The following is a 14,350-nucleotide window of genomic DNA, read 5'->3' on the forward strand; positions in this document are numbered from 1 at the left end:
CAATATTATGGAACCTATTCCCATCTTAGTTATCTGTCCTAGACCCATAGATTACTTCAACTGTCAAACCATACCCGAAGCAGAAAAGTATGAATTTCATTTTCTGGATGCGCCCTTAGAATTAAGCGGTTTTAGTCAAAACTTTGATGCCATACAATACTTAGAAAAGTGCCGTCAATATATTCAACAGCACAATATTAAAGTCCTATTAGCGACTCGTGATATTCCCAGTTTATTCCAAGCACAACTGAGCCAGGAATTTGAACACTTGCGCGGCCCGAGTGTCGAATCCTCTTTTTTATGCTTGCACAAATATTACACCCATAAAACAATTAATTCCCCATCTAGTCAATATACAATTTGTTTATTAGAAAAAGAAAAAAATATCTCTGAATATATTCGAGAAATAGAACTACCATTTCCTTGGATCGTCAAACCTTGCACCGGGGCTTGCTCATCAGCAATCCTCAAAGTTTCTAAGATTCAAGAAGCTAAAACTGCCATTGGATTTTACCAGGATTATGTAGTAGAAAGAATCCATGACTTACAAAAGTTTTTAGCCCTTTATTTAGATTCAGATCAATATCCACTCATTAATAGAAATCCAATCTTACTTGAAGAATATGTTGACTATCCCTATAAATGTTGCGTCGATGGATGCGTGAGCAATGGAGAACTATTAATTTGGGGAATTTCTGACAGTCATTACTATTCAAGACAACCCGAATGTTTTGCCGATTATACCTTTCCTTCTAGTTTACCTCTGACGATTCAAGATAATCTATTTCGAGAGTATCGGAACATTGTACAACAATTAATCGAGTATGGCTTTGACAATCAATTTATTGACGTAGAATTTTTCGTCAGCGATCGAGGAACAATAAAACTCATGGAAATTAATGGACGGATGATACCGATATCTGCCGCTCTATATCGTCAGTGTTTAAATCAAGGTGATCCTTATACTGCGCTCATTTCAATTGCCATGGGTTCTAGACCCAAAACGCCGACTCTCAACGGATTAGTGGGAGGGATATTTTATATAACTACGTTTGCTAAAGGCATTGCTAAAGATATATTTGATTTTGAATTAGCCCATCAATTTTCTGACCTAGAAGTTAGGTTAAATCCCGAAGAGGAAATAACTGAAACAAGTTCTAGTGGTTTAACTATAGCCGCCCTCAATTTAGTCGGAAACAGTTATGCAGAAATACATGAACAAGCCGATCGAGTAAGACGACAACTTTTGAAACAACCCGAATTTTCCCCTTGGAATTAATCTAGATTAACCTGAGCTGAAGTGAATTTTTATGACTGCCATTCAAACCCAATCTTTTATTACCGTCAAAAATAAACGTTTTCACTATATCTGGCTGCGAGAAAATTGCCCCAGTTGTCGCTATGCTGCTCCTTATCAACAACTCTACGACCCTAATATTAGCGATCGCCCAGAAAACCCGCAACCTCTATCCGTAGATTTAAACGAGGATACCTTAATCATTGACTGGGATGAAACCCCTGCCCATCGTAGCGTATTTTCTGTGGAGTGGTTGCTCGACCATAGTTACGATCCTCAACCGGAAGTCGATTCAGATAACACCATTTTATGGGATCGAGCCAAACTAGAATTGCGATCGCCGCAAACCTATGATGCGCTGAAGATCAATAATGAGAGTTGGATGGAGCCGTTATTTCGCTTAGGATTCGTCATTCTCGAAAATATTGCCCCTGACGAATTGGAATCCTTTCTGTCATCTATCGGTCCCATTTACAATGCCGATTATGGCAAAATCATGCCCCTGGAAACCAGAGATAGAGCTAAAAATTCCTTACCTTTGAGCGATGGATGTGCTTTACCCCCTCATAACGATCTGAGTTACTGGGGAGGGCATCACTTGGCTCAATTTCTCTATTGTGTAGACCATCAAAATCCAGGTGGTTACTCTATATTAGTAGACGGTTTTCGGGTTGCTGAAGACTTTCGCCAAGATCATCCCCAATATTTTCAAATTTTGGTGGAAACTCCGGTACAATTTTGGTTACTAGACAAAATGCATCAATATCAGTTTTGCAATACTGCAACGATCTTGGAATGCGATAGAGAAGGAAAATTGACTACTGTACGTTTTAGCAAAAGGAACTGTAGACCTCATTTACTCTTTGAGGAATTAGAACATTTATATCAAGCATATCATACTTTTTTTCGCTATCTAAAAAAACCGGATTATCAATATCAGTTTCAGTTGCAACCCCATAACTGTCTGCTCTTCCAAAATTTTAGAGTCCTGCATGGAAGAACTGCTTTTGATCCCGCTCTTGGAAATCGCAAGCTCAGTTCAGGTTATCTGGATTGGCACTTCTTTGTGGGCAGGAAGATGTTTCAGAATTACAAAATTTAATTATTGGAGAATAACTGATGAAAATCGCCTATATTAAACCCAGATTTTTGAATGAGAAAAGAGTCGGTTTGTTACCACAACATCTCTATCATTGTAGTCGAGAAGATGAACGCAGATTTGAGAGAGACTACGGGAAAAGTTTAGGCATTTCTGATGAAGCTTATGGAGAAGGTGCGGGTTATTCTCGTGAAAGTCTCTTTGCTTGGGCAGATGTCATTTACTGTATTAAAGTTCCCCAACCCCAAGATTATCAATATTTTAGACAGAATCAAACTCTGGTCGGTTGGATTCATCCCTTTGGTGCATCAGGAAGACATTTTAGGGAACATTGCGCTGAACCGAAAAATATCCAACTGTTTGATGTGACAAACCGCATTTCAACTCGGGTAACTCAACGACAAATAGAAACACTAAATATTCCTAGGGATATTACTCATAAGAATAGTGTAATAGCAGGTTACGCTTCCATGATGCAAGCGACGGTGTTGCGTGGGGGGATTACTCAAAACGATCGAGTTGCTGTATTCGGTGGAGGCAATGTGGCTTATGGTGTTTTGAAATTTTTAGCCAGTCAAGGAATCGATCCTTTATTGCGTCGCCGAAGTACTATCGATCTAGTACAGCAAGAATTTCAAGATTATGATATTTTTATCAATACAGTGGAAATTAGTCAGGGAGATGCACCTATTGTCACTTTGGAGATGCTAGATTTGATGAGATCTACGGGTTGGATTATTGATGCGGCAGCCGATACAGGTAGAGCCATTCAAGGGACTCGCGCAACTAAAATTGAAGATCCAATCTATCAAGATGAGCAAGGACATACATTTTATGTCGTTGATAATTCTCCATCTCTGCTGTATCGAGAAAGTAGTGAAGCTGTTAGTGAAGGTTATGCCAAGAATTTTTGGTTTAAGCCCATGAGCTATTGGTATAGTGATTTCTGTATTGCCCCTTAAACCAATATCATATTAAAAAACAGAAAAATGTCAACTAATTTTCAAGTTCGCTTACCGGATAATATCAAAGATTTACCCATTAATGAGGAATATTTTTTTATTACGGAAAATGGTCAAGAGCGGCGCTTAAAGCTCCATGATTATGCAGAAGTTTATCGGATTCCTGGGCTTTATAACTATTTGGCGTTAGAGAAACTTGCCTATCGCTCTCCTGAAGTGATGACTACTTTATTAACGGAAAATGTACAAGAGAGCGGTGAGTCGATTCAGGAATTAAAACTATTAGAACTCGGTGCTGGTAGTGGATTATTTGGTCAAGCGGTTACTAAGCTTGGAGTGACATCTATTATTGGGATTGATATTGTGCCTGAAGCGGCTGAAGCTTGTCGAAGAGATTATCCGGGAGTCTATGAAGAGTACTTTGTGGAAGATATGACTGAATTATCACAGTCAACTCGCAAGCTTCTAGGGGAGAAAAAGTTAAATGGTTTTGTGTGTTGTTCGGCATTGAGTGATGGACATATTCCGGTCAAAGCTTTTATTACGGGGATGAACTTAATCAAGAATCAAGGCTGGGTATTGTTTAATGTGGCAAAATCGAGTTACGAATGCAAGGATGATTGTCCTGAGTTTGTCAAGTTTTACCGTCAGTCAGTGGAAAAAGGTTACTTAAACGTGCAGGCGACTCAAACCTATATTCATCGCTGTTTTTTTAACGGTAAATCTCTGGAATATGTGGCGATTTTAGCAAAAAAATAACAAAATTATCCCACTGAGTTAAGCTAGAAAGTTAGATGGATGCAGAGTTTTTAAAATCAATTATCGAGAACCGATTTGCTATCCCCGATCGCCATCAGGTTGCTGAACTAACCCCTAAGCTGATGGCGAATTTGGGGGAAGTAACCTGGGAATTGCGCGATCGCAGCTATATGACGTTGAGCGCCTGGATATGGGGATGGCACGATTGCACCTACTATAGCGATGCAGAGCTGCTGGAGCTGGCAGAACAGGCTAAACGTAATATTAAGATCGGTCTGGGTGAAGCCGAAAGCGATCGCGTATTTTTGCGAACTTATTCAATTTTGCTCTTAAATGACTTAACCGACTTCGATCGCCAGCATCCTTACTTAGACGAGCCAGAAATCCGCGATCGCATGGCACTCTATTTAGAATATCTGCAACAAGAGCAAGATTTAAGAGGCTATGTCTGCGATCAAAAAGGATGGGCCCATGGAATTGCCCATGTAGCTGATTCTTTGGTCGTTCTGGGTCGAAATCCTTATCTTAACGAATCCGATCTCATCCAGCTTTTAGACGGAATAAGTAGCAAATTGCGACACCTCATGGCATCGGTTTACCTCCATTCCGAAGAAGAGAGGCTCGCTAGAGCTGCCGTCAGTATTTGCCAACGGAATCAATTGACAATAGCGCAAATTAATGATTGGCTCAGGAGATCCATTGAACCCGATCTTCGTCGTCCATCCGGTCGTTTTGTTTGGGATGACTTTGAGAGGTATCCTTGGCGAAAAATCCTCACCGATCCGATCGAAAAACTCTGTGCTTATCGAAATCTGCAAAACTTCCTTCGTGCCTTCTATTTCCAGTGGCAAAACCAAGAAATGGCGACCGAAAGACAGCAAACGGTGCAACACCAAATCGGCCGTGCTTTGGAATTTATTGATGCTGGTTTTTATAATACCACTCAAGGATTCTTTGTTAATCCCTAACTATAGTATTTTATGTCTAAAATCATTCTAATTACTGGAGTGAGTCGAGGTCTCGGTCGAGCTATGGCCGAGCAATTTATCCAGTTAGGACATACGGTTATGGGTTGCGCTCGCAATCAGAAGATCGTTGAGGAACTTAATCAGAATTTTAGCAAACCCCATAATTTTATGGCGGTGGATGTAACGGACGATCTGGGAATTAACACCTGGAGTCAAAGGATTTTATCTGAATACGAGCCACCAGATTTACTCATTAACAGTGCTGCGGTTCCCCACCCGCGCATTCCGCTCTGGGAGATTTCCACAGAAGAATTCGATCGCACGATCGATGTTAATATAAAAGGTGTTGCTAACATCATTCGCCATTTCGTCCCGGCAATGGTCGCTCAAAAACGGGGTGTAATTGTTAACTTTAGCGCTGGTTGGGGTCGCTACACGGCAGCCAATGCTGCTCCCTATTGTGCCAGTAAATGGGCGATCGAAGGATTGACTGGAGCATTAGCCCAAGAATTACCTTCAGGAATGGCAGCCGTTTCCCTGTGGCCGGGAACTATCCATACCGATACCTTAGAATATATTTATGGAGCAGAAAAAGCGGCTGGTTATATTTCTCCTCAAACATGGGCACAGATTGCTGTACCGTTCTTGCTGCAAATTGGAGCGAGTGATAATGGCAAGCCCTTATCTATTCCAACGGGATAATAGTATCTTGATTTAAGATCGCTTTCTATCATTAAAATAGAAATGGCAAAAGACATCTATCATGAAACAGTCAAAACAGCTTTAATCAAAGATGGTTGGACGATTACAGACGATCCCCTCCGATTAAAGTTTGGCGGGCGGATGACCTATGTCGATCTGGGAGCCGAAAAACTGTTAGCAGCCGAAAAACAAGGACAGCGTATTGCCCTAGAAGTCAAAAGCTTTTTAAATGCTTCTCCCATCAAAGATTTAGAACAGGCATTAGGTCAATATATTCTTTATTCTCAAGTTTTAGAAAAACTCGAACTGAATCGAAAATTGTATCTCACTGTTCCTCAAACTGTATTTGATGATTTTTTAACTGAAGAGTTACCTAAATTAATCATAGAACTCAATCATATTCAAATTCTAACTTTTGATTCTGAACTAGAGGAGGTTGTTCAATGGATAAAGTAAAATTTTATCGCGAAACCATTGAAAAAATTCTCAGACGACATGTTGATATGCCTTACTCCTATGGAGAAATTGATGAGCATCTGATTATCGATCAAGAGCGCAATCACTTTTTGTTGTTTGATGTGGGTTGGCAGCAAAAACGTCGCGTCCATGGTTGTATTACTCATGTTCAGATTGTTGACGGTAAAATTTGGATTCAGCGCGATGGTATTGAAGATGGGGTAACGGAAGAGTTATTAGAAGCAGGTGTACCGAAATCGGATATTGTTTTAGGCTTCCAGCCTCCAGAAGTTCGCCCGTATACGGGTTATGGGATATCTTGATCAAGAGTTGATACTCTATCATTAAAATAGAAATGGCGAAAGATATCTATCATGAAACGGTCAAAACGGCTTTAATCAAAGATGGCTGGAAAATTACCAACGATCCACTCTCCTTAGCCGTCGGAAGCCGAACGGTTTATGTCGATCTGGGGGCAGAGAAGCTGTTAGCTGCCGAAAAAGATAACCAACGAATTGCTGTAGAGGTCAAAAGTTTTATTCGTCCATCTCCTGTACAAGATTTAGAAAATGCTTTGGGTCAATATGTGCTTTACAGAAGCTTAATGCAAGAATCACCTCTTCATCAAGACCGTAAGTTGTATTTAGCAGTTCCTGATTTAGTTTATTTTGATTTTTTTGACGAAAGAATAGCTCAAATTGCCATTCGTACCAATCAAGTTAAAGTGTTGACGTTTGATCGAACATCACAGGAGATTAGCCAATGGATAGAGTAAATGAATATGGTCAACTGCTCCAAAAAATTCTGGATTATTATGCCCAAATTCCTTATAGCCATGGTGACATTAAGAGCCATGTGATTGCTGATTGGACGAACCATCACTTTATGTTGGTGATTATCGGTTGGGATGGAAAACATCGCGTTCATGGTATGATTACCCATGCCCAGATTATTGAGGGTAAAATCTGGATTCATCGCGATGGGATTGAAGATAGCATTACGGAGAAATTATTGAAAGCGGGTGTGCCGAAATCGGATATTGTTTTAGGTTTTCACCCGCCAGACATTCGCCCCCATACTGGATTTGCGATCGCCTAAAATTCTCAATATGGAAAAATCTGCTCTCTTTGTAGGATTAGCGACGTTAGACTTGCTCTATCTAACGCCCCAAATTCCCCAGGTGAATGAGAAACAGGTCGCCCTTGATTATACCGTGGCGGCGGGTGGCCCGGCGACGAATGCGGCGATCGCCTTCGAGTATTTGCGGCGCTTACACAAAAATAGCGGCTCAACCCAGCTCCTCACCAGTGTGGGGAATCATCCCCTCAGTCGTCTCATTCGGACAGATTTAGAGGTTTATGGGGTTCACTGCATCGATCTTGACCCGAAACGGATCGATCCTCCACCCGTTTCTTCGATTTTAGTGACTCAACCGGGAGGCGATCGCGCCGTCATTTCGATTAATGCAACTCATGCACAAGGAGTCTGGAATCCAGAGTTTAGCGCTCTGTTAGACAATATACAGGTTCTGTTAATCGATGGTCATCAAATGGCGATCGGTCAAGAATTGGCTCAGATAGCTAAGGCTCGGAAAATTCCCATTATTATCGATGGAGGCAGTTGGAAACCTGGATTTGAAGGAGTTTTGGCGTTAGCCGATACGGTTATCACCTCAGCGAATTTCTATCCCCCTGGATGTGACACCCACGAACAAGTGATGGCTTATTTAGTCGATTTAGGCATTCCTCAAATTGCCATTACCCAGGGAGAAGGAGCGATCGCCTACTATACTCAAGGGAAACAGAGCCATATTGCGGTTCCTCAAGTTTGGGCAGTCGATACATTAGGCGCTGGTGATATTCTCCATGGTGCATTTTGTTATTATTTTCTAGAATTGGACTTTGCAGAAGCCTTGGCTCAATCGGCTCAGATTGCCTCTGCTTCAGTTCAACAGTTCGGAACACGAGCTTGGATGAAAGGTGAGGGTGGGGAGATGGGGGGATAGGGAAAAGGCTTTTAGCTTTGCTCCTTTGTAATGCTATCACTCGATATTTTGGTGATTAATAGTTGTTTGTAACCGAAGAAAAATAATGACAGAACCTCAACCCATGACCATTACCTTACCGCCCTTGCGGATTACGGTGAATAATCAACAACAGGTGAACCTAGAATGGATGCCTCAAGCTCAAGAACAGCTCCCTCCCAGTCAACCCCAAATCCCAGAGAACTGGAAACGGTGGATCGCCTTAAATAAACTGCATAATAAGGCCGAACAGTCCATGATCGAGGCGATGAAACAACAGGGAATCGATCCGGCGATCGCCCGCATTGCCATTAATCAAGTCATGGCGGAACCATCCTATCAAGTTGGGAACAATATGGCCCAACTGCTGCGAAAATTAGAGTCAACCCTCGCCATTCAACAGCAACTCGCGGCACTTTCGTCTCAGGCGAATCGGATTGAGCGGCGATCGGGCGTTTCCAGACAAGAATTTCTCGACTGCTATTATGCCACCAATACCCCAGTGATCTTAACCGATTTAATGCAAGATTGGCCGGCGATGAAAACTTGGTCACCGGAATACTTAAAAGAAAAATATGGCCAGGTTGAGGTGCAAATCCAAGCTAACCGTAACCGTAACCGTGAATATGAAATTGAATGTGAAAAACATCGCAAAACTATCTTGCTGGGAGACTATACCGATCAAGTCTTGAATGGGGGCGAAAATAATGATTATTATATGGTCGCCAATAACCAAAACTTAGAGCGCGAAGAATTAAAAGGACTGCTCGACGATATCATCTTTTTCCCCGAACTCCTTAATCCAGAAGAAACCCATAATCGCGTGTTCTTCTGGTTTGGCCCCAGTGGAACCATTACCCCCCTGCACCACGATCCCGTCAACTTAATGATGGCTCAAGTCTACGGTCGTAAACGTTGGCGCTTAATTTCTCCCCAACAAACTCCTCTAATTTACAATTATGTCGGAGTATTTAGTAAGGTGGACTGCGAGAATCCCGATTATCAGAAATATCCCCTCTTTAAGAATGTGCAAATGATTGAAGAAGTCTTACAACCGGGAGAAGTTATTTTTGTTCCTGTAGGCTGGTGGCATCAAGTGAAAGCACTCGATACCAGTATTTCCTTATCCTTCACAAATTTTGTTTTTCCCAATTGTTACACTTGGCAAGACCCCAATATCAAGGCCTGGTGAGAGGGATTTCTTCAGAATGCCATGATTTAACGGCATCTTTGTTGTCAAAACAATGTGTCATCTCTAACGTTGCCAGTCAAAACAAGGAGGCAGGACAGATGGGGTAGCCTCTCTTATGGGGCTAAAACTCACCTGAAATAACCGATGACCTGGGTAGGGTATGGCACAAATCTTAAGCTTAATGAAACTCAACCTCTATTGGGCTGATTCTGGATTACAAAGAGTGATAGACCTTTAGTTAAGATTGTCTCTATAGCATGTCACAACCAACAATTGAATCGATCCTTAAAGAAAAACGTCAATTCCACCCCTCAGAAGAATTTGCCCAAAATGCCCAGATCAAAAGTCTGGAAGAATACCAACAACTCTACGAAAAAGCCAAAGCTGACCCCCAAAGCTTCTGGGCCGAACTAGCAGAACAGGAATTAGATTGGTTTGAAAAGTGGGATCGAGTTCTAGACTGGGAACCCCCCTTTGCCAAGTGGTTTGTGGGTGGAAAGATTAATATTTCTTATAACTGCCTCGATCGCCACTTGAAAACCTGGCGTAAAAATAAAGCTGCCCTCATCTGGGAAGGAGAACCGGGAGATTCGCGCACCCTGACCTACGCCCAACTGCATCGAGAAGTTTGCCAAATGGCTAATGTATTGAAACAGTTAGGGGTGCAAAAAGGCGATCGCGTGGGGATCTACATGCCCATGATTCCGGAAGCCGCGATCGCCCTTTTAGCCTGTGCCCGCATTGGCGCACCCCATACCGTCATCTTTGGTGGATTCAGTGCCGAAGCCCTCAAAGACCGACTGCTGGATGCTGAAGCTAAACTGGTCATTACTGCCGATGGTGGTTGGCGTAAAGATAAGATTGTTTCCTTGAAACCACAGGTCGATAAGGCGATCGCCGATAATGCCGTTCCTTCCGTCGATAACGTCCTTGTTGTCCAACGTACCAACCAACAAGTGCATATGGAACCCGGGCGCGACCACTGGTGGCACGACCTGCAAGCCGGAGTCTCCGCTAACTGTCCAGCCGAACCCATGGACAGCGAAGATATGCTTTTCATCCTCTACACCTCCGGAACCACAGGCAAACCCAAAGGTGTTGTCCATACCACGGGCGGTTATAACCTCTACACCCACATGACCCTCAAATGGGCCTTCGACCTGCAAGAAACCGATGTTTATTGGTGTACGGCTGATATTGGCTGGATTACTGGCCACAGCTATATTGTTTACGGCCCACTTTCCAATGGAGCCACGACACTCATGTACGAAGGGGCCCCCCGTGCATCTAACCCCGGTTGTTTTTGGGATGTAGTCGAAAAATATGGCGTGACCATCTTCTATACTGCTCCAACTGCCATTCGCGCCTTTATTAAACTGGGAGAACATCACCCCAACGCCCGTGACCTTTCTTCCCTACGAATTTTGGGAACGGTGGGCGAACCCATTAACCCAGAGGCTTGGATGTGGTATCACCGCATTATCGGCCATGAAAACTGTCCCATTGTCGATACCTGGTGGCAAACAGAAACGGGCGGATTTATGCTCACTCCCTTGCCCGGAGCTATTCCAACTAAACCGGGTTCGGCAGCATTCCCCTTCCCTGGCATTTTGGCCGATATCGTAGACCTAGAAGGTAATCGAGTTGAGGATGATCAGGGAGGCTACTTGGTGATTCGCCATCCCTGGCCGAGTATGATGCGAACCGTTTACGGCGATCCGGATCGCTTCCGACGCACCTATTGGGAACATATTCCTCCCAAAGATGGCCAATATCTCTATTTTGCTGGCGATGGAGCGCGTAAGGATGAGGAAGGCTATTTCTGGGTGATGGGCCGAGTTGATGATGTGGTTAATGTATCTGGACACCGTTTGGGAACCATGGAAATTGAATCGGCTCTGGTTTCCCATCCTTCGGTCGCTGAGGCGGCAGTAGTCGGTAAACCGGATGACCTTAAAGGGGAAGAAATCGTTGCTTTTGTTACCCTAGAAGGCACGTATAGTGCTTCAGAAGACCTGGAGAAAGAGTTAAAGCAGCATGTAGTCGGTGAAATTGGGGCCCTGGCTCGTCCTGGAGAAATTCGCTTTACCGATGCTTTGCCGAAAACGCGATCGGGTAAAATTATGCGTCGTTTACTGCGATCGCTCGCTGGAGGCCAAGAAATTGCTGGCGATACCTCCACCCTAGAAGACCGCAGTGTACTCGATAAACTGCGCGAAGACTCCTAATAGCAGGGTATGGTAGGCAGGATATTGTTGTTGAAATTGAACGATATGACTTCTGCCCACAACCCAGGCTACGATCTTGATCGTTAAAGTAGCAGGTAGGGTGGGCAGGACATCGTTGTTGAAATTGAACGATATGGCTTCTACGTCCTGCCCACCCTACGATTGCCCTATTCTCTATTTCCTATTCCCTAAACCATGGTAACTACCCCTGATTTTTCCTTCTTTCCTCCCCGTCAATTAGCAACAGATTTTGATGATTTTATCGTTTTAAATTCTGTGCCAGGACAGAACTCCTTAATTGGCTATGCTGGAGGAGCCTGGGCCCTAGCGGGAAATGACACGATCTTTGGGTCTAATCTGAGTGAAGTGATTTTAGGGAACCTGAACAACGATCAATTGCGAGGAGGTTCAGGGGGCGATCGCCTCTTAGGAGGACAAAATGAAGATCTCCTCTTTGGTGAAAACGGAGATGACTTGCTTCGAGGAGACCTCGGTAACGACCAACTCTTCGGAGAAGCAGGTAATGACACCCTCAGAGGAGGCCAAGGTAACGATCTCCTCGACGGGGGAATTGGACAAGATTTTATTATCGGAGATTTAGGTGTAGATAGCCTCGTTGGAGGCAATGGCTTTGATACCCTAGTTTTGCGTACCGATGAAGCGAACATTAACCCCAATTTCGTCGATCTGATCCTGGACTGGAATCCCACCCAAGACTTAATTGGCCTCACCAATGGATTATGCACTTGCGATCTAGGCTTTGATACCAGTCGCAACCTGGCTGGAGGAGGAGCCAACGATACCTTAATTATCATTGGTTCAACGGGCCAAAGTTTAGGTATTGTTGTAGACTACACCCTAGGTTTAGGGTCAGCTAACTTTACGACCCTTACTCAAAACGACTTACAAGTGGGTTCTAATGTCTTTTTTCCTCTGATCCCGTAAATTCGAGACCAGCAGGAAATTGAACCCCTGCTATTGTAGTCTGGAATAACTTAAATCATAGCCATCCATTTTAGTGAGGATCAAACTTTGGCAACCACCCTTTTTAACGGAACTTTAGGTACTCGGCCAGCCCAACAAGGCCAACTGAGTCTGCAACAAATTCTTCCCCCTCCTGCTGCTCCTGCGGTGACAGAAACAGTCGCGAATAACCGAGTCACTCTTAATACTGATTTTAATGGAGATGGCGTGACCGGGTTTGCCGGTTACACCAATTACCAGGCAACTAGCCTGCAACCGTTTCAACTGGCTCCAGTTAATGCCAATTTTCCTAATCTCGATCCCACGGCTGGCTATACCTTATCCTTTAATGTAGGGATTAATTCAGAAAATAGTCCCGATCCTAACCGATTTGGCTTTAGTGTCCTAGCGGTCAGTAATGGGGGGCAAAGTGAGATTGAAATCGATTTTGAAAGCAACAAGATTTCCGCTTCAGCACCTGATTTTAATTCGGCGACTGAATCTGTTAATTTTGACACTACAAATGCCACTGACTATACGCTGGCAGTCGAAGGTAATAGCTATACCCTTTCAGCCGATGGAACGGAAATTTTAACCGGCGCTCTTCGCAACTATAACTTTAATCAAATCACTACCCCCTTACCGTTTAATCCTTATGACACTTCCAATTTCATATTTTTTGGCGATCTAACGAGTCGCGCTAGTTCTACATTTTCTCTAGGTTCTGCTTCTATAGAAGTTGGGACAGCAACCCCAACCCCAACTCCAACTCCCACACCAACCGATCCTGTAGTCCCTCCAAGTCCAACTCCAACACCCACTCCAACACCAACCGATCCTACGTTAACTCCTGACTCAGGGTTCGCCATTCCTCGTCTGATGGGGACTGATATTGATAATTTGATTGTTCTGAGTTCTACAGTGGGAACCAACTCCCTGATTAACTATCCAGGCGGAGTGTGGGCTTTGAATGGGAATGACCAGGTTTCTGGGTCATCCTTAAGTGAGGTGATTTTAGGGAATGAAGGTAATGATACTCTACGGGGCGCGGCAGGAGGCGATCGCATTTTAGGCGGCCAAAATGACGATTTTCTCTCTGGTGAAGAGGGCGATGACTTCCTGCGCGGAGATCTCGGTAATGATCAAATTTCTGGGGATGCAGGCAATGATACCCTTCGCGGTGGACAAGGTAACGATCTGCTCAATGGTGGAGCAGGACAAGACCTGCTCATTGGCGATCTAGGAACTGATTTACTCACGGGTGGTGCAGATGCAGATACCTTTGTTTTCCGCACGGATGAAGCCACTAATAATCCCGGTTTAATCGATCAAATTCTCGATTGGAATAATACGCAAGATCTGATTGGTCTGACGGATGGTTTAACTTTCTCTGCCCTAGAGTTTGACATCAGTGGTAATTTAGCCGGTAGCTCGGCTAACGATACCTTAATCCGCATTGCAGCAACCGGACAAAGTTTAGGCGTTTTGGTGGATTATACTGGAGCCTTAAACAGTAGTAGTTTTGTCTCCATGTCAGCGGCTCAAATGCAAGTGGGAGCTGAAGTTTTTTCTCCTCCCATTCCTTAGTAGTAAGGGTTACAGCACTTTTTGTGCTGAAGCGGTATATCTCGATCCCCCTAAATCTCCAGTCATTTCTAATAACCATGAGACCGGGTTGTAGGGGCGAACGGCCGTTCGCCC

General features: G+C 43.7%; 15 protein-coding genes. All 15 read left to right on the forward strand.

Features of this window, described 5'->3' with window-relative positions:
* The first annotated feature begins 7 nt into the window (after positions 1 to 7).
* The 15 genes from PN466_RS09800 (at position 8) to PN466_RS09870 (ending at position 14,236) form a co-directional block, all read left to right on the forward strand.
* Positions 8 to 1,279 (forward strand): ATP-grasp domain-containing protein, encoded by a 1,272-nt coding sequence (locus PN466_RS09800; RefSeq protein ID WP_271939160.1) that lies wholly within the window; start codon positions 8 to 10, stop codon positions 1,277 to 1,279.
* 31 nt (positions 1,280 to 1,310) lie between these two features.
* Positions 1,311 to 2,399, forward strand: coding sequence for a TauD/TfdA family dioxygenase (locus PN466_RS09805; protein ID WP_271939163.1), 1,089 nt, complete (start codon positions 1,311 to 1,313; stop codon positions 2,397 to 2,399).
* Positions 2,400 to 2,416: 17 nt separating this feature from the next.
* A complete protein-coding gene (locus PN466_RS09810; RefSeq protein WP_271939166.1) occupies positions 2,417 to 3,358 on the forward strand; it encodes a hypothetical protein in 942 nt (313 codons plus the stop codon).
* Between the two features lie 27 nt (positions 3,359 to 3,385).
* On the forward strand, positions 3,386 to 4,117 hold the full coding sequence (locus tag PN466_RS09815; RefSeq protein WP_271939169.1) for a class I SAM-dependent DNA methyltransferase: 732 nt from the start codon (positions 3,386 to 3,388) through the stop codon (positions 4,115 to 4,117).
* Between the two features lie 35 nt (positions 4,118 to 4,152).
* A complete protein-coding gene (locus PN466_RS09820) occupies positions 4,153 to 5,085 on the forward strand; it encodes a DUF2785 domain-containing protein (protein WP_271939171.1) in 933 nt (310 codons plus the stop codon).
* A gap of 12 nt (positions 5,086 to 5,097) precedes the next feature.
* On the forward strand, positions 5,098 to 5,787 hold the full coding sequence (locus tag PN466_RS09825; protein ID WP_271939175.1) for an SDR family oxidoreductase: 690 nt from the start codon (positions 5,098 to 5,100) through the stop codon (positions 5,785 to 5,787).
* Between the two features lie 42 nt (positions 5,788 to 5,829).
* Positions 5,830 to 6,243: an element excision factor XisH family protein gene (locus PN466_RS09830; protein WP_271939177.1), complete on the forward strand. Its 414-nt coding sequence runs from the start codon at positions 5,830 to 5,832 to the stop codon at positions 6,241 to 6,243.
* Entirely contained in the window at positions 6,231 to 6,566 is a 336-nt protein-coding gene (locus PN466_RS09835; RefSeq protein ID WP_271939178.1) for a XisI protein, read from the forward strand. The genes PN466_RS09830 and PN466_RS09835 overlap by 13 nt, the downstream gene beginning before the upstream one ends.
* Positions 6,567 to 6,598: 32 nt before the next feature.
* Entirely contained in the window at positions 6,599 to 7,018 is a 420-nt protein-coding gene (locus tag PN466_RS09840) for an element excision factor XisH family protein (protein ID WP_271939180.1), read from the forward strand.
* The gene (locus PN466_RS09845) at positions 7,006 to 7,341 is read left to right on the forward strand and encodes a XisI protein (RefSeq protein WP_271939182.1); all 336 of its coding nucleotides are present in this window, start codon (positions 7,006 to 7,008) and stop codon (positions 7,339 to 7,341) included. Before PN466_RS09840 ends, PN466_RS09845 begins: the two co-directional genes overlap by 13 nt.
* Positions 7,342 to 7,351: 10 nt before the next feature.
* The gene (locus PN466_RS09850) at positions 7,352 to 8,248 is read left to right on the forward strand and encodes a PfkB family carbohydrate kinase (protein WP_271939184.1); all 897 of its coding nucleotides are present in this window, start codon (positions 7,352 to 7,354) and stop codon (positions 8,246 to 8,248) included.
* Between the two features lie 85 nt (positions 8,249 to 8,333).
* On the forward strand, positions 8,334 to 9,458 hold the full coding sequence (locus PN466_RS09855) for a cupin-like domain-containing protein (protein WP_271939186.1): 1,125 nt from the start codon (positions 8,334 to 8,336) through the stop codon (positions 9,456 to 9,458).
* Positions 9,459 to 9,715: 257 nt separating this feature from the next.
* Positions 9,716 to 11,686: an acetate--CoA ligase gene (gene acs, locus PN466_RS09860; protein WP_271939188.1), complete on the forward strand. Its 1,971-nt coding sequence runs from the start codon at positions 9,716 to 9,718 to the stop codon at positions 11,684 to 11,686.
* A gap of 195 nt (positions 11,687 to 11,881) precedes the next feature.
* On the forward strand, positions 11,882 to 12,631 hold the full coding sequence (locus PN466_RS09865; RefSeq protein WP_271939190.1) for a calcium-binding protein: 750 nt from the start codon (positions 11,882 to 11,884) through the stop codon (positions 12,629 to 12,631).
* 87 nt (positions 12,632 to 12,718) lie between these two features.
* Positions 12,719 to 14,236: a calcium-binding protein gene (locus PN466_RS09870; protein WP_271939194.1), complete on the forward strand. Its 1,518-nt coding sequence runs from the start codon at positions 12,719 to 12,721 to the stop codon at positions 14,234 to 14,236.
* Positions 14,237 to 14,350: the final 114 nt, after the last annotated feature.

Source organism: Roseofilum reptotaenium CS-1145, assembly GCF_028330985.1.
In the GTDB taxonomy this organism is placed as follows: Bacteria; Cyanobacteriota; Cyanobacteriia; order Cyanobacteriales; family Desertifilaceae; genus Roseofilum; species Roseofilum reptotaenium.